This is a genomic window from Campylobacter sputorum (assembly GCF_002220775.1).
Lineage (GTDB): Bacteria > Campylobacterota > Campylobacteria > Campylobacterales > Campylobacteraceae > Campylobacter_F > Campylobacter_F bovis.
In genome coordinates this window covers 511,531-529,071 of the sequence record NZ_CP019685.1, presented here as the reverse complement: position 1 = coordinate 529,071, position 17,541 = coordinate 511,531, and the positions used below count along the sequence as shown (strand labels likewise).

The 17,541-nt window shown below is 30.2% G+C and carries 21 protein-coding genes and 1 other RNA gene; 10 read left to right on the top strand and 12 right to left on the bottom strand.

Annotated elements, in window-relative coordinates:
- The first annotated feature begins 1 nt into the window (after position 1).
- From flhF to CSPB_RS09040, 9 genes are all read left to right on the top strand, one after another.
- Positions 2 to 1,318, top strand: coding sequence for a flagellar biosynthesis GTPase FlhF (gene flhF / locus CSPB_RS02740; RefSeq protein WP_089193055.1), 1,317 nt, complete (start codon positions 2 to 4; stop codon positions 1,316 to 1,318).
- Entirely contained in the window at positions 1,299 to 2,165 is an 867-nt protein-coding gene (locus tag CSPB_RS02735) for a P-loop NTPase (protein WP_033916409.1), read from the top strand. The genes flhF and CSPB_RS02735 overlap by 20 nt, the downstream gene beginning before the upstream one ends.
- Before the next feature lie 16 nt (positions 2,166 to 2,181).
- Entirely contained in the window at positions 2,182 to 2,541 is a 360-nt protein-coding gene (locus CSPB_RS02730) for a hypothetical protein (RefSeq protein WP_033916410.1), read from the top strand.
- A complete protein-coding gene (locus CSPB_RS02725) occupies positions 2,510 to 3,217 on the top strand; it encodes an RNA polymerase sigma factor FliA (RefSeq protein WP_033916411.1) in 708 nt (235 codons plus the stop codon). The genes CSPB_RS02730 and CSPB_RS02725 overlap by 32 nt, the downstream gene beginning before the upstream one ends.
- On the top strand, positions 3,218 to 4,327 hold the full coding sequence (gene fliM, locus CSPB_RS02720) for a flagellar motor switch protein FliM (protein WP_089193054.1): 1,110 nt from the start codon (positions 3,218 to 3,220) through the stop codon (positions 4,325 to 4,327).
- Positions 4,324 to 5,166 (top strand): flagellar motor switch protein FliY, encoded by an 843-nt coding sequence (gene fliY / locus CSPB_RS02715; protein ID WP_089193053.1) that lies wholly within the window; start codon positions 4,324 to 4,326, stop codon positions 5,164 to 5,166. The genes fliM and fliY overlap by 4 nt, the downstream gene beginning before the upstream one ends.
- Positions 5,163 to 5,762, top strand: a complete 600-nt coding sequence (locus CSPB_RS02710) for an LOG family protein (protein ID WP_089193052.1) — start codon at positions 5,163 to 5,165, stop codon at positions 5,760 to 5,762. The genes fliY and CSPB_RS02710 overlap by 4 nt, the downstream gene beginning before the upstream one ends.
- 48 nt (positions 5,763 to 5,810) lie before the next feature.
- On the top strand, positions 5,811 to 6,827 hold the full coding sequence (mnmA, locus tag CSPB_RS02705) for a tRNA 2-thiouridine(34) synthase MnmA (protein WP_089193051.1): 1,017 nt from the start codon (positions 5,811 to 5,813) through the stop codon (positions 6,825 to 6,827).
- Between the two features lie 174 nt (positions 6,828 to 7,001).
- Positions 7,002 to 7,130: a YdhR family protein gene (locus CSPB_RS09040; RefSeq protein ID WP_193625311.1), complete on the top strand. Its 129-nt coding sequence runs from the start codon at positions 7,002 to 7,004 to the stop codon at positions 7,128 to 7,130.
- A gap of 84 nt (positions 7,131 to 7,214) precedes the next feature.
- Here the strand turns inward: CSPB_RS09040 and CSPB_RS02695 are convergent, their stop codons facing one another.
- A complete protein-coding gene (locus tag CSPB_RS02695) occupies positions 7,215 to 8,483 on the bottom strand; it encodes a malic enzyme-like NAD(P)-binding protein (RefSeq protein ID WP_089193050.1) in 1,269 nt (422 codons plus the stop codon).
- A gap of 161 nt (positions 8,484 to 8,644) precedes the next feature.
- On the opposite strand from CSPB_RS02695, the gene rnpB reads away from it, so the two are divergent.
- An RNA gene (gene rnpB / locus CSPB_RS02690) (RNase P RNA component class A) lies at positions 8,645 to 8,973 on the top strand.
- Here the strand turns inward: rnpB and CSPB_RS02685 are convergent.
- The 11 genes from CSPB_RS02685 to CSPB_RS02635 form a co-directional block, all read right to left on the bottom strand.
- Entirely contained in the window at positions 8,961 to 9,653 is a 693-nt protein-coding gene (locus tag CSPB_RS02685; protein ID WP_089193049.1) for a methyltransferase domain-containing protein, read from the bottom strand. The two genes, rnpB and CSPB_RS02685, sit on opposite strands and share 13 nt — an antisense overlap.
- Entirely contained in the window at positions 9,643 to 10,296 is a 654-nt protein-coding gene (locus tag CSPB_RS02680; RefSeq protein ID WP_089193048.1) for a pimeloyl-ACP methyl esterase BioG family protein, read from the bottom strand. Before CSPB_RS02680 ends, CSPB_RS02685 begins: the two co-directional genes overlap by 11 nt.
- Positions 10,286 to 11,383, bottom strand: a complete 1,098-nt coding sequence (locus CSPB_RS02675) for an aminotransferase class I/II-fold pyridoxal phosphate-dependent enzyme (RefSeq protein ID WP_089193047.1) — start codon at positions 11,381 to 11,383, stop codon at positions 10,286 to 10,288. The genes CSPB_RS02680 and CSPB_RS02675 overlap by 11 nt, the downstream gene beginning before the upstream one ends.
- A gap of 57 nt (positions 11,384 to 11,440) precedes the next feature.
- Complete coding sequence (locus tag CSPB_RS02670) at positions 11,441 to 11,932, bottom strand: peptidylprolyl isomerase (protein ID WP_089193046.1); 492 nt, start codon at positions 11,930 to 11,932, stop codon at positions 11,441 to 11,443.
- A gap of 3 nt (positions 11,933 to 11,935) precedes the next feature.
- The gene (locus CSPB_RS02665; protein ID WP_089193045.1) at positions 11,936 to 12,655 is read right to left on the bottom strand and encodes a YebC/PmpR family DNA-binding transcriptional regulator; all 720 of its coding nucleotides are present in this window, start codon (positions 12,653 to 12,655) and stop codon (positions 11,936 to 11,938) included.
- 62 nt (positions 12,656 to 12,717) lie between these two features.
- Entirely contained in the window at positions 12,718 to 13,059 is a 342-nt protein-coding gene (hypA, locus tag CSPB_RS02660) for a hydrogenase maturation nickel metallochaperone HypA (RefSeq protein ID WP_089193044.1), read from the bottom strand.
- Positions 13,059 to 14,051, bottom strand: a complete 993-nt coding sequence (hypE, locus tag CSPB_RS02655; RefSeq protein ID WP_089193043.1) for a hydrogenase expression/formation protein HypE — start codon at positions 14,049 to 14,051, stop codon at positions 13,059 to 13,061. Before hypE ends, hypA begins: the two co-directional genes overlap by 1 nt.
- A 1-nt stretch (position 14,052) precedes the next feature.
- Positions 14,053 to 15,141 carry a hydrogenase formation protein HypD gene (gene hypD, locus CSPB_RS02650; RefSeq protein WP_089193042.1) on the bottom strand — a complete coding sequence of 363 codons (1,089 nt, stop codon included), beginning with the start codon at positions 15,139 to 15,141 and terminating at the stop codon, positions 14,053 to 14,055.
- Positions 15,142 to 15,150: 9 nt separating this feature from the next.
- A complete protein-coding gene (locus tag CSPB_RS02645; RefSeq protein WP_089193041.1) occupies positions 15,151 to 15,432 on the bottom strand; it encodes a HypC/HybG/HupF family hydrogenase formation chaperone in 282 nt (93 codons plus the stop codon).
- Positions 15,432 to 16,226, bottom strand: a complete 795-nt coding sequence (gene hypB / locus CSPB_RS02640) for a hydrogenase nickel incorporation protein HypB (protein ID WP_089193040.1) — start codon at positions 16,224 to 16,226, stop codon at positions 15,432 to 15,434. Before hypB ends, CSPB_RS02645 begins: the two co-directional genes overlap by 1 nt.
- Before the next feature lie 71 nt (positions 16,227 to 16,297).
- Positions 16,298 to 17,530: a GGDEF domain-containing protein gene (locus CSPB_RS02635; RefSeq protein WP_089193039.1), complete on the bottom strand. Its 1,233-nt coding sequence runs from the start codon at positions 17,528 to 17,530 to the stop codon at positions 16,298 to 16,300.
- Between the last annotated feature and the right edge of the window lie 11 nt (positions 17,531 to 17,541).

Here is a 17,541-nt window from a genome sequence, read left to right as displayed (position 1 = left end):
TTTGGCTACTAAGTTTCATACATTTACTGGCAATAGTCCTATAGAAGCATTAAGAAAAGCTCAAGAAAAATGTGGTGATAAAGCTATGCTTGTTACAACCAAACAAATTCAACCAAAAACTTTAAATAAAGAAGCATTGTTTGAAATTTTAGTCAGTGTTGAAGAAGACGAAATACCACAAAAACCAATGCAATCGCATAAAAAACAAAATCCTTATTTAAATCAAGCAAATGCAAAATCAAATTTTATTTCAGATACAAAAACTACTAAAAATTCATCCGATGATGTGCTTTTAAATATATCACAAGCAACACAAAATATAAAAAATGTAACAACAAGCACAAATGAAATTAAATCTGTAAATAACGAGCATTATAATAAACAAATAGACAATGTCTCAAAAAAAGTAAATGATATAAATGATAAAATCACAATGATAGCTGATATGTTTTGGGATGAAAGAGCAGGTGCAAGAAATAATCTTATAATACCGCCTGAATTTTCTAGCATTTACAAAGCAGCAAGCAAAAGTGGCATGAAAGATGAACATCTAGAATCAATTATGAAAGCTACGATAGAATGTATGCCAACAAACATAAAAACAAATCCAACTGCTGTGAAAAATTTCTTTTACACATTTTTAAGAAAAATGTTACCTTGTAGAGTTAATCAAAAGCATGACTTAAAAAAACAAAAAATTATGATGTTAGTAGGTCCAACTGGTGTTGGAAAAACGACTACTTTAGCAAAGCTTGCAGCACGCTTTGCATATATTGGAGATGTAAGATATAAAACTGGAATTATAACACTTGATACATATAGAATTGGTGCAGTTGAGCAACTTTTTCAATATGCAAAATTGATGAAACTGCCTATTTTAGATGTTATTCAAATACAAGATTTTAAAAATGCTATAAAAAATTTAAGACAGTGTGATGTTATTTTGATAGACACAATTGGAAGTAGCCAGTATGATAAAGAAAAACTCAACAAACTCGATAGTTTTTTGAAAAATAGCGATGCAGATATAGATGTAACACTAGTTATGTCTGCTGGATCTAAAGTTGAGGATATGCTAGAAATTTATGATAATTTCTCTTTTTTACATATTGATACTATGATTATTACTAAATTTGATGAGACAAAAGTGTTTGGAAATGTATTTTCTTTGGTTTATGAAACAAAAACTCCTGTTAGTTATTTTTCTATCGGACAAGAAGTTCCAGACGATTTAATGGAAGCTAGAAGTGAATTTTTAATAGAATGTGTTTTAGAAGGTTTTAATAAAAAGGACTCTGATGATAAATCAAGCAAATAAACTTCAAAACCTAGTTTCAAAAGAGCAAAAAAAACAAAAAACGACACATTTTATAGCTATAACAAGTGGAAAAGGTGGTGTTGGAAAAAGCACAATAAGTGCAAATTTAGGAAATATCCTTGCAAATAATGGGTATAAAGTTGGGCTTTTTGACGCTGATATTGGGTTAGCAAATTTAGATGTTATTCTTAATGTTAAAATGAATAAAAATTTATTAAATGTCTTAAAAGGCGAATGTTCTCTAAGCGATATTATAATTCCAGTTAAAAAAAATTTGGTTTTAATCCCTGGAGATAGTGGCGATGAAATACTAAAATACAATGATCATTTCTTATATGATAGATTTTTAGGCGAAGTTAGCGATCTTGATTATCTTGATTTTTTGATTATTGATACAGGTGCAGGTATAGGAGATCATATACAAGTTTTTTTACAAGCAAGCGATGAGGTTATAGTTGTAACAGTTCCTGATCCTGCGGCTATTACAGATGCTTATGCAACTATAAAAGTAACATCAAAAATAAAAAATGATCTTTTAATGATTATAAATATGGCAAAAGATGAAAAAGAAGCAATAAAAATATTTGAAAATATACAAAAAGTAGCACTAAACAACATTACAAATTTAAATCTTTCTATGCTTGGATACATTCAAAATGACAAAAATGTAGCAAAAAGCATAAAACAAAGAACTTTATTTACCCAAGATGTGCCATTTGGAGTTTCTAGTAGTGAAATCAAACAGATGGCATCTAAGCTTCTTTATAGATTGGAACGAAAAGTGCTTGTAGATGATGGTAGGAGAAGTATTAGTAATTTTTTTAAACAACTAATGGATCAATTTTAACTAAGGAAAGTTTATTTTGAAAGCCGATAATTTTATAGCATTTTTTACAACTTGTGGATTTTTTATAGGAGTTATGTTCGTAATTATAAAAATACAAGACCCCGTAGAAATAGTTGTATATACACTGCTTATTACATTTTTCTTTTATTTAGTGATACATTTGGCTATAATGAACTATATAAAAGTTAGCAAACAAACATTTAATATTTTTTTCAATAAAGAAAAACATGAAGAGATAAATGAAAAGCTAATAGCAGAACTATCCATGAGAGAAAGAAAAATGGAAAACATTTTGTATAAGCTATCATCAGAAAAGCTAAGAGCCAAAGAGTTGGATAAAAAATATGGTAGAAAAACAGCAAAAAAAGCAGCATAATGCTTATACAAACGCCATAAAACAAGAGCAAGATTCGCTTGTTTTACAATACATGCCTGCACTACGCTCAATGGCATTTAGACTAAAAGAAAGGCTTCCTGCTAGTATAGATGTAAATGATTTAATAAGCATTGGTGCTACACAAATGATAAAAATGTCTAGAAAGTATGATAAAAGCCAAAATGACTCATTTTGGGGATATTGTCAAAAAAGAGTATATGGCTCAATGCTAGACTATCTTAGATCACTTGATACTGTTAGTAGATCAAATAGAAAACTCATAAAACAAGTAGAAATAGAAATAGATAATTATTTTAACAAACACGAACAAGAACCAGATGATGCATATTTAGCCAAAGTTTTAAATGAAAGCGAAGATAAAATAAAAGAAGCAAGAATGGCTAGTAGTATATGCTCGGTAATGCCGATAGATGATCAGCTTATAAACCCCGAACAAGAAAATACAGAAGATAGAGTTATTAGAGATGATTTACTTGAAAAAATAGAAGAAGTTTTAGCAACTTTTGAAAAAAGAGATCAACTTATAGTTCAATTGTATTATTATGAAGAGTTATCTTTAGCTGAGATTAGTGAAATTTTAAACATTTCTCAATCAAGAATTTCTCAAATTCACAAAAAACTAATAAATAAAATAAAAGAAAGATTTGGAGCCTAGATGGCTGATATACTTACACAAGAAGAAATTGATGCACTACTTGAAGTAGTAGACGAAGATACAGATGAGAATATAGATACTCCTCGTAGAAAAGAAGAGCAAGAAGAGCGAGAAATCATTATATATGATTTTAAAAGACCAAATAGAGTTAGCAAAGAACAACTTCGTGCTATAAAAGGCATTCATGACAAACTAGCTAGAAATTTAGCCTCTCAAATTTCTAGCATAATGAGAAGCATTGTAGAAATAAGACTTCACTCAGTTGATCAAATGACTTATGGAGAGTTTTTAATGTCTCTACCAAGTCCAACAAGCTTTAATGTTTTTTCTATAAAACCACTTGATGGAAATTGCGTTTTAGAGATAAATCCAAGCATTGCGTTTCCTATGATAGATAGACTTCTTGGTGGAAATGGAGAAGGCTTTGAAGAAAATAGAGAATTAACAGAGATAGAAATAAATTTACTAGATGCAATTCTTCGTATAATAATGCAAAGACTTAGAGAATCTTGGAGTTTAATAACAGATATATATCCAAATATAGAAACCAAAGAAAGCTCTCCAAATGTAGTGCAAATAGTCTCACAAAATGAGATTGTCATTATGCTTGTTATGGAGATAATTATAGGAAACTCAAGCGGAATGATAAACATATGCTATCCCGTTATATATTTAGAGCCTATCTTATCACGCCTTGCAAATAGAGATGTAATGCTTGGCGAAACTTCAGCTAAAAAAAGTAGAAATAAGGAACTAAAAACATTAGTTGGTAGAGCTGAGGTTATATATGAAGCAATCTTAGGCAAAGCTATGATAAGTGTTAATGAGTTTTTAAATTTAGAAGTTGGGGATATACTAAGACTAGATAGACCAGCTGATGATAAAGCTATAGTAACAATAGACAAAAAAGATGTTTTTTTGGCACAAATTGGACTTCACAGATTTAGAAAAACCATAAAAATAGAACAGCTCATAAAAACAGATAAAGATGAGATAAAATCCATCTTAGAAGAGTTTGAAGAAGAAAGAAAAGCAAAAGCACTAGCTTTTCAAAACGAGCAAGAAAACGATGAAAATGAAGAGTATATGGAAGAAGAGGATAATATATGATAGATCAATTTTTAAATTTTTTTACCAAAGAAGTAGTTGCAACCATAGAAGGGCTTACAGGAAAACAAGCTGTATTTTCAAATAAAACCGAAGATAATGCCAATGAACAAACTACAATAAAACCACCAGTAGTAGTTGCAACTATAAATGTTAGCGGTGCAACTACAGCAAAACTTCTACTTTTATCAACTCCTATTTTTATGACAGCCATTGGTGAATGGATGATAGGAGAAGAAGAAATCACAAATACTGCTTCTTTAGGAGCTGATGAGATAGATGCTGCAAAAGAAGTATTTTCAAATATATTAGGAGCATTTTCTACCACACTTGGAGCACAAAAAGATCTTCCAAAACTAAATTTTGAAGTATCAAAAGTAGTATTTTTAGATGAAAACCAAGCACTTGATCTAAGTTCGTATGAAAAATCATATATATATGAAGTGAAAATAGACGCTTTAGACGAACATTTTGGTCTTGTAACTGATCTTGTTTTAAATAAGCTTCTTAATCCAAACGCTCAAAAATCACATCAGGAAAAACCGGAATCTTCAGTTAAATCATCATTTACAAGTGATGAGATGAGAAATATAAATCTTATTATGGATGTAAGGCTTCCAATAAGAGTAAGAATTGGGTCAAAAAAAATGCTTTTAAAAGATGTTTTAAGCATGGATATAGGCTCAGTTATAGAGCTCAATCAACTAGCAAATGATCCACTTGAGATACTAATAGGCGATAAGCCAATAGCCCTTGGAGAAGTTGTTATAATAGATGGAAATTTTGGCATACAAATAACTGAAATTGGAACAAAAAAAGAGAGGCTAGAACAACTTAGATGATAGAGAATATATTTAGCGAAATTGCTTTACTAGATGGTATTTTTGAAAAAGAAAACAGATATATAACTTTTTTTGGCTCAGCAAGATTACAAAATGATAATATTTATTGCAAAAAAGCTTACGAATTAGCAAAAAAACTAGCAAATAATGGTTTTTCTATAGTAACAGGAGGCGGAGATGGTATTATGCAAGCTGCAAATAAAGGTGCTTATGATGCTGGAAAAAATAGCATTGGTATAAATATACAACTCCCATTTGAACAAAATTCAAATCCATATATAAATAAAGGCACAAAACTAAAAAATTTACCACTTAGAAAATATGCTCTTATAGAACACTCAAAAGCATTCATAGTCTTTCCAGGAGGTTTTGGAACACTAGATGAACTGTTTGAAATCTTATGCTTAGTTCAAACAAAATTTAGAGAAGACAATAAAATATATCTTATTGGTATAGATTTTTGGTCAAAACTAGATGAATTTATAAGAGATACTTTAGTTGAAAATATGACTATTACACCAAATGATACAAACTTATATACTATAGAAGATGATACAGATATAGTATTTAACTATATTATAAATTCAGCAAAATAAAATATAAATTTAAATACAATTCTCCCTAATCATAAAATAAGGAATATCATGAAAATTATGATGGCAATGAGCGGAGGAATAGATTCTTCGTATAGTGCAAAGCTTTTAAAAGACTGCGGGCATGAAGTTATTGGTTGTTATATGTTACTTCACAACAAACCAGGATATCATGAGGAAAATATACAAAAAGTTAAAGAAGTTGGCAAATTTCTCGGCATACAAACAGAAATTTTAGATTTGCAAGATGTTTTTAAAAAAGAGGTTTATAATCCATTTGTACAAATTTATAAAGACGGCAAAACGCCAAATCCATGTGCCCTTTGTAACAAACAGATAAAACTAGGATCACTTCTTGAGTATGCAAAGAGCTTAGGATGTGATAAACTTGCTACGGGACATTATGTAAGGATAGAAGATAATCTTTTAAAAGTTGCAAAAGATTTAAGCAAAGATCAAAGCTATTTCCTTGCAAACATAGATCCAAAAGCCTTGGAGTATATGCTTTTCCCACTTGGAAATATGTTTAAAAAAGATATAAAAGAAGAAGCGTTAAAAATAGAAATTTTAAACAACATTGCAACTAGTAAAGAAAGTAGCGAAATATGTTTTGTTGAAAAAACATATATTGATGTTTTAAAAGAGCACTTCAACACGGAAATTCCAGGAATCGTAAAAGATAAATTTGGAAATAAAATCGGGACACATAAAGGATATATGCACTATACCATAGGAAAAAGAAGCGGCTTTAGAATATATGGTGCACATGATCCACATTATGTTATAAAAATAGATTCAAAAAATAATGAAATCATAGTTGGAAGCAAGGAAGATTTATCGCAAAATAAATTTGAGACTACAAATTTCAATGCATTTGTAAATTTAAAAGAATTTATAGCAGGTATTAAAATAAGATATAGAAGTCCAAAAATAAATGGAAGCGTTAAGATAACTCAAAATGGCGCTATGATAAAACTTGATGATCCAGCATATGGTATAGCCAGTGGACAACTTGCAGTATTTTATGATGATAAAGATAGAGTTTTAGGGAGCGGATTTATAAAATAAATTTATAAATTTAAGCTATTATCTAGCATAAAAACTAAAAGAATAAAAATGGTTTTTTGCAAATTGCTTTTGATTATAATGGTATATATGACAATAAAATGTATGAAGAGTGCAAAAACTTAGCACAAAGTACAACAGCTGAAAAATAATTTTTGTTGAAAATATGGACAGTAAATAATAAAAAATATAGCTGGCGGAATTTATGCATTTAATAACAAGCAAAACGCACAAAATTACGCTAATATGCATATAAAAAGGTCGAAAACTTTAAAGTTGCTAAAAATTTCAAGTATGAAATTCTAAACACAAATGAAAAACTATCTAAAATAACACATTTTGAAATACAATAACAATTTAAAGCAACTTAAATCAAAGTTGCTTTAAAATTTATAAATGTTTTTCTAAAAAGTTAATTCTTAATGATTCTAAATACTCTTTTTCATCAAAATTATTAATACCAGCAACACCATCATTAAATGCAGCCTTAGCAACCTCTGGCGCAACAGCAAAAAGCACTCTTTTATCAAAAGGATTTGGTATGATATAATCTTTTCCAAAGGTTAAATTTGGATTTTTAGTTAAATCTAAAATTTCCTTACTTACAGGCTCTCTTGCAAGCATTGCAAGAGCTTTTGCTGCAGCCATTTTCATATTTGATGTTATTTTTCTTGCATGCACATCAAGTGCTCCTCTAAAAATATATGGGAAACCTAAAACATTATTTATTTGATTTGGAAAATCGCTTCTTCCAGTGCCAATCATAGCATCATCTCTAACTTCCATTATTTCATTAGGAAAAATTTCAGGAACAGGATTTGCAAGTGCAAATATTATAGGATTTTTTGCCATAGATTTAACCATGTCTTTGCTAACAGCTCCTCCTCTGCTAAGTCCTAAAAACATATCTGCACCATTCATAGCATCTTGCAAAGTTCTAAAATCTGTATGAATTGCAAATTCCTTTTTTTGCTCATTTAAATCATTTCTACCATCATGAATAACGCCTTTTGAATCAAGCATTATTATATTTTGTACACCAAGCTCTTTATACATTTTTGCACAAGCTATGCCAGACGCACCACTTCCATTTACAACAACTCGTATATTTTTGATATCTTTTTTTGAAATTTCAAGTGCATTTATAAGACCTGCAGTTGTTATCATTGCAGTTCCATGTTGATCATCGTGCATTATAGGGATATTAACTGCTTTTTGAAGCTCTTTTTCTATCTCAAAACATTCAGGTGCTTTTATATCTTCTAAATTTATACCACCAAATCCAACTGAGATAGCTTTACAAATTTCAACTATTTTTTTAGGATCTCTTTCGTCTATTTCTATATCAAAAGCATCAATATTTGCAAATTTTTTAAATAAAACAGCCTTTCCTTCCATTACTGGCTTACTTGCTGCTGCACCTATATCTCCAAGTCCTAAAACCGCGGTTCCATTGCTTATTACAGCTACTAAATTTGATTTTGATGTATATTTATAAACCAAATTTTCATCTCTTTGAATCTCTTTGCAAGGCTCAGCAACACCCGGACTATAAGCAAGAGAGAGATCTTTTGAATTTACGCAAGGTTTTGTAACATCAATAGCCACCTTTCCACCTAAATGGTATTCTAAAGCCTGATTTTGTAAAGTTTTTTCCATAATATAAATTATTCCTTTTTATGATAATCACATTATAATATCACTTTTTAGTAAAAAATAGCTTATAATTATATAATTCTTAAAAAAACTCGCATTTTATTTTACCAAAAGTAACAATAATACGATAAAATATTATTAAGTTCATTTTTGATAAAATACATTTGGCATGATAAACGGTCGCTTTGGCATCTCACGCCAAAGAGGAAAGTCCGAGCTGCTATAAGACATGGTTCCATCTAACAGATGGCTAAGGAAACTTAAGGGATAGTGCAACAGAAAGTAAACTTCCGCAAATGCGGTAAAGGTGAAACGGTAAGGTAAGAGCTTACCAGCATTATTGGTAACAATGATGGCTTTGTAAACCCAACCTGCAGCAAGAAGGGATGGTTTTAGTCTTATATTAAAACCCTTCGCTTGAGCTAAATTGCGAAATTTAGCCTAGATAAATGACCGTTCTAGACAGAACTCGGCTTATCGTCATGCCTTTTTGCATATTACACTTAAAAATTTATAAGTTAACGAAAAATTATTTTGAAAGTGATTTTCCAATTCCAAAATGTTACTTTTAGTAAGTTTAAAATTTCCATTTATATTATTAACACCGGTTTGTTTTAAATGATTTAAAAGCTGTTTTAGATTATCAAATTTAGCAATGTATTTATCATTTATAAAGTTTAAAATTTTAAACTCTGACAATAATAATAAAATTTCTTTGTCTGTTTTATAATTAAGTCCTTGTCTTGTAAAACTACTTAACTCATAAAGCGTTCCGCTTGTAAACATGCAAAAAGCAAATATCCCGCCATTATTTAAAGATAGATAAATTTTATCTATAAGTTTTTTAAACTCTCCACTTTTATCAAACCATTGAAAAACTGAACTTGATACAATCAAATCTAAATTTGAAGGCATTTTAATATCTCTAATATCTCCTATTTGTGTTGAAAAATTTCCATTCATAAAATCACTTTTATAAATATCATTTAAAATAATATCTTTAAAATCCAGCTCTTTTAAAATAAATTTTGTTAAAATCCCGCAACCACAGCCTATCTCATATATATTTTTATAATATAATGAATGTTTTTTTATCTCATTTATGAGATTTTTTGCTGCAAATTTTTGAGCATATGCAAAATCTTCATAGTTTTTTGCTATCTCAAATTTCAAAAATTTCTCCAAAGTTTTTAAAATAAAAAAATGGAAAATGCGGAGCATTTATAAACTCTTTTTTGCAAGTTAAATTTCTATAAGAAGTAGTTGGAAATATAAAATCTCTTTTAGAAATTATGGTTTTATCGATATCTAAACTATATTTTATTTTGTTATTTTGTTGCGAAAAAATATAAATTTGTTCTAACTCATTTTTAGGATTTTTACCAAATTCAAAATCAACTTTGTCTAAATCTTTTAAAAAACAGAGTCTTTTAAAATTTTCAAAATCAAACTCATCTATACTTTTTTTAAATACAGATTTTGGTATACCACGCTCATTATCAATTCCATGGATTGTTCCATTTATAGCCACTTTTTTGACTAAATTTATATTTTTAAATTTATCATTTTCAAAAACCAAATTTGCAGCCCAAACACCGATAGACCAAGCTATAAGATATATATGTTTGTATTGTAAAATATCTTGCAATACATCAAAATTTAAATTTGAATAGTCATAAACCACGCACAAATCAAACTCTTTTTTTTGAGTATTTGCAATTAATAAATTTAAGCATTGTGGTAAAAACGAATATCCTAAAAAAATCAATATAAGTTTTTTATTTTCAGCATTATTTTTTATACATTTAACTTGCATACAAAATCTCTTTTAACATTTTAAGTTCGCTTTTTTCTACATCGCCACGAAGAGATATCCTTAAGCGAGATGTATTTGTTGCTACAGTAGGGGGACGAATAGCTGGTATAAAATATCCGTTTTGGATAAGTTTTTTTGAAAGCTCAAGCGTTTTTGAGTTTTCATATGTTAAAAATGGCTGTATATGACTATCATTTAGCCCAAGATAAGCTATATTTTTTTCTAAATTTTGTCTTATTAGACTAAAATCTTTTGAAAGTATAAAATTAGTCCAAGCTACACAGATGCTCGGAATTGCCGTAGAAAAAATAAGGCTTCTAGCTGAGTTAACAAAAATATCTTTATAAAAAGCATTTGATAAAATCACCGCACCGCTACTTCCTATGCCCTTTCCAAGCGTTACAAGTAAAAAGTCAATATCTTTATCAAGTCCGAGTTTATGTGCATTTCCAAGCTCATTTCTAACAAAAAATGAGTGTGCCTCGTCTATATAAAGTTTTACATTTTTATACTCTTTTTTAAGCTCACACAAATGCCTAATATCGGCACTATCGCCATCCATACTAAAAACAGACTCACTTAAAATTATTATTTCATCAAATTTAGAATAATTTTTTAAAAGCAAATCATTTAGCATTTCATAATTATTGTGCTCATATCTTTTAAATTTTGCTTTTGAAATTTTTAGTGCATCAATCATACTTGCGTGAATTAGTTTATCGCATAAAAATAGCGTTTGTTTGCCATTTAAAGCAGAAATACAACTTAAATTTGCACAATATCCGGTGTTAAAAATTGTAGCTTTTTTCCCACAAAATCTCTGCTCAAAATAACTCTCTAGTTTGTTAAATTCATCACTAGATGTATAAACAAGCCTACTTGCACTACTTCCAAAAAAGTAGTCTTTATTTTTAGAAATTTCTAAAAATTCATCTTTTAAGGTCGTGTTTGTAGCAATTCCAAGATAATCATTTGAACCTAAATTTAAAAGCTTTTTGCCATCAAGATATATAAATTTACAAACAGATTGTGAATGTTTTAACTCTCTAAAATTATCATTATTTTTTGCATATTCTATATCAAACATATCTTATTTTGTGTTACACTTTAAAATAAATTTATGGGGTATAAACCCCAAAATGTTTTATAAATTTTCTTTGATTTGTATAGTTTTTATAGTATCGTTTGCCTTTATAGCATCTAGCACTTTTTTACTCTCTTCGTCAATTAAATCACCAAAAACCGTGTGGACGCCATCAAGATGGGATTGTTTACTATGGCAGATAAAAAACTGACTTCCACCAGTATCTTTCCCAGCATGAGCCATAGAAAGAGTCCCTCTTTGGTGTTTGTGTGTTTGATTATCACATTCGCATTTTATTCTCCAGCCAGGTCCGCCTGTGCCAGTTCCGTTAGGGCAACCGCCTTGTATAACGAAATTTGGTATAACTCTATGAAAAGTAAGATTATCATAAAAACCGCTATTTGCAAGGTTTGCAAAATTTGTAACCGTTTGCGGTGCTTCATCCCCATAAAGCTTAACTTTCATATCGCCTTTATTTGTAGAAATCACGGCAAATTTACATTTTTCTAATTCATCTTTATTGATATCATAAATTTTTAATTCTTCTCTCATTTTTTACTCCAAATTTGTATAAACAGCTTGAACATCATCATCATCTTCAAGTTTATCAATAAGTTTTTCTATGTCCTCATACTGCTCATCACTTATCTCTATAGGCGTGTTTGGCACAAACCGCAAAGAACCTTTTTTTATTTCCAAACCAAGTTTTTCGATGCCCTCACTAAGAGTCCCAAAACTCTCATAATCTCCATAAATTACTAAAATTTCGTTATCTTCTTCTTTTACAAGCTTAACATCACTCATTCCATAATCAATCAATTCAAGCTCAAGCTCTTCTATGTCTTTATTTGGCTTTACAACCTCAAAAACCGACTTTCTACTAAACATAAAATTTAAACTCCCGCTTGGTAAAAACTCTCCGCCATTTTTATTGAAAATTGCTTTTACATTTGCAACAGTTCTTGTTGGGTTATCTGTAGCACACTCAACTATTACAAGTCCGCCGTGAGGCATTTTGCCGTCATAATGAATTGTTTTTATCTCGCTACTATCTTTTCCATTTGCTCTTTTTATAGCAGCATCTATATTGTCTTTAGGCATATTTTGAGCTTTTGCAGTCGCAATTGCAGTTCTTAGTTTTGGGTTCATATCAGGATCCAAACCACCCTCTTTTGCAGCAACAGTTATAGCTTTACCAAGCTTAGGAAAAAGTTTACTCATCTTATCCCATCTAGCTTCTTTTGAAGCACGCCTATATTCAAACGCTCTTCCCATAAAAATTCCTTAAATTTATAAAATTAAAATGTAATTATATCAAATTTGAAATTACGCTCTACTTACTCCATTTCAAGTCGCATAAGATACATATCTTCGCCATCTGTCACATCAAGCTTATTTGAGCCACACTTTGGACAAATAAAGTTATTTTCATCAAGTTCAGTGTCAAAACCACACTCTTTACAATGAATTACTATATTTTGAATATGTATCATAAGCTCTGCATTTTCACAAACAGTTCCAGCTTTGAAAACATCAAAACAGCTCTGCAAATAATGAGCCTCAACGCCACTTAATCTGCCTATTTTAAGCTCTAATTTTAATACATTTGTAGCATTATTTTTTTTTAAATTATCCTCACAAAGCTTTACAAGATCTGCTACTATAGAAAGTTCATGCATTAACAAATCCTTGGTAAAAGTTCGCCTTTTGGAAGCTCTAAAAATCGCTGCGATTTATAGGCGTTTTGTAAAATTACTCTTGGCTTTTTGGCCTCAGTAACTTCGCCTATACAAGCTGCATTTTCATCAAAACTTTTTAAAATTTCCAAAGCTTTTTTTTCATCTTTCTCATCAACTCCTAACACGAAAGTTCCTTCATTTGCTAACTCATATGCTTCAAAACCCAAAAGTTCGCAAATTCCCATAACTTCATCTTTTATTTTTATGTTTTCTTCATATATTAAAATTTCGTTTTTACTAAAATTTGCCCACTCGTTTAACACTGCACTAAGTCCGCCACGCGTAGCATCTCTCATACATTGTATATTTATGTTTGAATCAATCAAAGCTAAAACAACATTTTTAAGACATTTACAATCACTCTGAAGAGAACTTTTAAAACCTATATCATCTCTAGCTTCAAGTATCACAGCCCCGTGTCTTCCTATATCTCCGCTAAGTAAAATCTTGGCTTTAGGTTTTAAATTTTTTGTTTTAATAGGTTTTGATATGATTTTACCTATTCCGCTTGTATTAATAAAAATTTTATCACATTTTCCTTTTTCAACTACCTTTGTATCGCCACAAACTATTTTTATATCATTTTTACTAGCTATATCGTGCATTGATGTTAAAATTTCTTTTAGCTCTTCTATTTTTAAGCCCTCTTCTATAATCAAAGAACAGCTTATATACATTGGATTTGCACCAACCATACTAAGATCATTTGCAGTTCCACAAACAGCAATTTTTCCTATATCTCCGCCACGAAAAAAAATCGGCGTTACAACAAAAGAATCCGTGGTAAAAGCTAATTTGCCATTCATTTCTAAAATAGCAGCATCATTTGCTTCACGCAAAATTTCATTATCAAAAATACCAAATATAGTCTCATTTATAAGACTATTCATCTCTTCGCCACCACCGCCATGACTTAAAAGAATCTCTTGCAAATTAACTCCTCTTTTGATATTTGTAGTAAGCCGCACAAGCGCCTTCGCTTGAGACCATACATGAGCCTATAGGATTTTGTGGATTACAAGCTTTGGCAAAAACTTTGCAATCATATGGTTTTGCCCTACCACGAAGTATCTCTCCACACATACATGCCTTGCTTTCGCCTTTACTTTCTACACTGCAATCAAAAACTTTCTTAGCATTTATCTTATCAAAATCACTTTTTAAATCATATCCGCTTGATTTTATAATCCCAAGACCACGCCAATTAAAATCACAAATTTCAAAATATTTATTTATAAGTTCTTTTGCTTTTAAATTTCCATCTTCTTTTACAACTCTTTTATACTGATTATAAACCTCATAAGTACCATTTTCGTGTTGTATTACTAAATTTAAAATGCTATCCATCATATCAAGCGGCTCAAATCCACTTACAGCAATTGGAGTTTTATACTCATTTGCTAAACTTTCATAAATTTTTGATCCAGTTATCACACTTACATGGCTTGGTCCTAAAAATGCATCTATATGAACATTTTCATCATTCATTATAGCTCTAATTGGTGCTGGAACTGTAACATGATTGATATGAAAAAAGAGATTTTTTAAGTCAAGTTCTATGGTTTTTTGTATCACAACTGCACTCATTGGTGTTGTTGTCTCAAAACCAATAGCAAAAAATATAACTATTTTGTCCTTGTTTTCTAATGCTATTTTTATAACATCTAAAGGCGTGTAAAGCGACCTTATATCATGCCCTTTTGCACGAAGTTTTTGTAGTGATGTGTTACTTCCTGGAACCCTTAGCATATCAGCAAGTGTGCAAAATATAGTATCTGGCATAGAAGCAAGTTTGATAGCTTCATCTATGCTTCTTTTTGGCATAACACACACGGGACAACCTGGACCATGAATGAAATTTATATTTTCTCCAACCAAATCATTAAGTCCAAATTTCATCAAACTATGCGTATGTCCGCCGCAAATTTCCATGATATTAAGCTGATTTTTGCTATGTTTTTTTATAAGCTCACTTAATGCTAAAATAAGCTCTTTGTCTCTAAATTCAGATATTAAATCCATTTGATTTCTTTAAGAATTTTTGCTAAGAAGTCCCATATCGCCTTCAAATTTGTCTATGGTACCATCTTTCATCATTTTAGCTATTTCTTCATATGCCTTTAAGCTCTCTAGAGCATAAGCTGTGTCTATTTTTTCCATCGCAAAACCAACATGAATCAACACATAATCCCCAACTCTAACAGGTTCACTTATGAGATCTAAGCTCACACCCCTTTCTACGCCTAAAGTTTCAACTATAGCATAGTTGTTCTCATCTATGCTTTTAACTTTTGATGGGATACTTAAACACATTATCTAAGCTCCATTTTTATTTTTAAATAATTAATCCACTTATCAAAACCATCGCCAGTTCTGCTATCTAAAACTATGATATCAGCTTTTGGATTTAGTTTTCTAAGTTCGGCTGTAACGTCTTTTATATCAAACTCAAAATGTTCTATCAAAGATGATTTTGTAATAACCACAAGATCGGCTGTCCTAAACATAACAGGATATTTAGCGACTTTATCACCTCCTTCTGGAGTGCTTAATAAAACTACATTTAAATGAGCTCCGACATCATAACTTGCAGGGCAAACTAAATTTCCAACATTTTCAATAAAAACCAACTTTACATCATTTAAATCAAGATGATGAAGACCATCGTGAACCATGAATGCATCCAAATGACAGCTTTGTCCAGTTGTTATCTGATAAGCTCTAGCACCAGCTTTTAAAATTCTATCTGCATCGCGGTTTGTTTCTAAATCCCCTTCTAATACCGCTATATTTAAATCCATTTTTTTTATAGTGCTTTCTAAAAGCGTAGTTTTACCAGCACCTGGGCTACTCATTAAATTTATACACAAGATACCATTTTCATCAAAATGCTCTCTTATATGAGCTGCTTGATTATCATTTTGAGATAAAATTTTAGTTATAACCTCAACTGTTTTTGTATCATTTAAAGCAGGGTGTGAGTGCTCGTGTATAGCATTTTCTCCTTCTTTATGCATATGCTCGTGAGTGTGAGTATGAGAATGAGTTACGCCATCGCTGTGTGTATGTTCGTGAGAATGTAAGCTACAACCACAATCTTTGCACATTTTTTACTCCTTATAATTTATTTAAAGATTATACTATTTTGATTTAAAAGCATACTTAATTTAAAAAACTACTATTTTTCAACAAAGGTTGCTCTATGTTTTCCAAAATCTTTTGATATATAAAGCCCACGATCAGCTCTTTCTAGCATAGTTTCAAAAGTATCGCCATCTTTATATTTTGTATATCCAACACTGAAATTTACAACTAATTTTTCTTCTATTCCATTTTTATTTACAGCATAAACAAAGTCGTATTTTTGATTCATTACTCTATCTATAATATCTTTTATGAACTCATCACTAGCCCCACAAATACTTATCAAAAATTCATCTCCTCCATATCTTGATACGATGTCTATTTTTCTTACGGTATTTGCTATTTTCTTTGCGGTAAATATTATGATATCATCTCCAACACTATGACCATATTTGTCATTAAAGCTTTTGAAATTATCAATGTCTAAAAAAATCAAATATAAATTATCTTTATTTCTTTGAGCCCTATTCATCTCTCTTGTGAAAATATCTATAAATACAAATCTATTATAAACGCCGGTTAATCTATCTGAATTTGAAACTTTTTGGAGTCTATAGTAAAATAATTTTACATAATTTATAAGTGCTATGACTATGATAGACATCAAAAGAGATATCATAGCCGCCATTATCATAGTTAATATAAATATATTTCTAGTTTTTTGCATAATTTCTTTATATTTTTCTATGCTTACATCTATACCAATAGCTGCAACAAATGTTTGATTTTTATCATACACAGGAGCTATTGCTGAAAGAAATGTGCCATGGTTATCTGTCTCAAAATCTTTATTTATATACACTTTACCAGATTCAACTAACTCAAACCAATTGTCAGGGTTGTCTGTTTCTACAAGCTCTTCCATGATCTCAGCAGGAACAGAAATGGGGTCTTTAGCGATTGCATTTTGTGCATTTGCAACATCTAAAACATAATACTTTTTACCATCTCTTTTTACAACTGTGTATATATCATAAACTTCCCTATAAAGAGCAAAAAAATCAAACAAAGGAGCTGTGGCTTTTTGATAATTATCACTTGAAGCATTTTGCTCATCTTCTACAATCTTATGTAAATTTGGATTTACACTAAAAGAAAGTGCGTATGCCGCCATTCCAAGATGGTGCCTAAATTCCTCATATGCCAAGCTATTTCGTTTTTCATAAGTATAAATAATTGGTATAGAAATTATTATAAAAAATATAAAAAAACATACAATACCAACATGTTTTGGTTTATTTAAAAATATATTAGAAATTCTTTGCATAACCTACCAAT

Bases quoted from the DNA above. Each gene is read 5' to 3' on its own strand.
- CSPB_RS02735 (WP_033916409.1), top strand. From the start codon at position 1,299: ATGATAAATCAAGCAAATAAACTTCAAAACCTAGTTTCAAAAGAGCAA.
- CSPB_RS02725 (WP_033916411.1), top strand. From the start codon at position 2,510: ATGGTAGAAAAACAGCAAAAAAAGCAGCATAATGCTTATACAAACGCC.
- fliM (WP_089193054.1), top strand. From the start codon at position 3,218: ATGGCTGATATACTTACACAAGAAGAAATTGATGCACTACTTGAAGTA.
- fliY (WP_089193053.1), top strand. From the start codon at position 4,324: ATGATAGATCAATTTTTAAATTTTTTTACCAAAGAAGTAGTTGCAACC.
- CSPB_RS02710 (WP_089193052.1), top strand. From the start codon at position 5,163: ATGATAGAGAATATATTTAGCGAAATTGCTTTACTAGATGGTATTTTT.
- mnmA (WP_089193051.1), top strand. From the start codon at position 5,811: ATGAAAATTATGATGGCAATGAGCGGAGGAATAGATTCTTCGTATAGT.
- CSPB_RS02695 (WP_089193050.1), bottom strand. From the start codon at position 8,483: ATGGAAAAAACTTTACAAAATCAGGCTTTAGAATACCATTTAGGTGGA.
- CSPB_RS02680 (WP_089193048.1), bottom strand. From the start codon at position 10,296: ATGCAAGTTAAATGTATAAAAAATAATGCTGAAAATAAAAAACTTATA.
- CSPB_RS02675 (WP_089193047.1), bottom strand. From the start codon at position 11,383: ATGTTTGATATAGAATATGCAAAAAATAATGATAATTTTAGAGAGTTA.
- CSPB_RS02670 (WP_089193046.1), bottom strand. From the start codon at position 11,932: ATGAGAGAAGAATTAAAAATTTATGATATCAATAAAGATGAATTAGAA.
- CSPB_RS02665 (WP_089193045.1), bottom strand. From the start codon at position 12,655: ATGGGAAGAGCGTTTGAATATAGGCGTGCTTCAAAAGAAGCTAGATGG.
- hypA (WP_089193044.1), bottom strand. From the start codon at position 13,059: ATGCATGAACTTTCTATAGTAGCAGATCTTGTAAAGCTTTGTGAGGAT.
- hypD (WP_089193042.1), bottom strand. From the start codon at position 15,141: ATGGATTTAATATCTGAATTTAGAGACAAAGAGCTTATTTTAGCATTA.
- CSPB_RS02645 (WP_089193041.1), bottom strand. From the start codon at position 15,432: ATGTGTTTAAGTATCCCATCAAAAGTTAAAAGCATAGATGAGAACAAC.
- hypB (WP_089193040.1), bottom strand. From the start codon at position 16,226: ATGTGCAAAGATTGTGGTTGTAGCTTACATTCTCACGAACATACACAC.
- CSPB_RS02635 (WP_089193039.1), bottom strand. From the start codon at position 17,530: ATGCAAAGAATTTCTAATATATTTTTAAATAAACCAAAACATGTTGGT.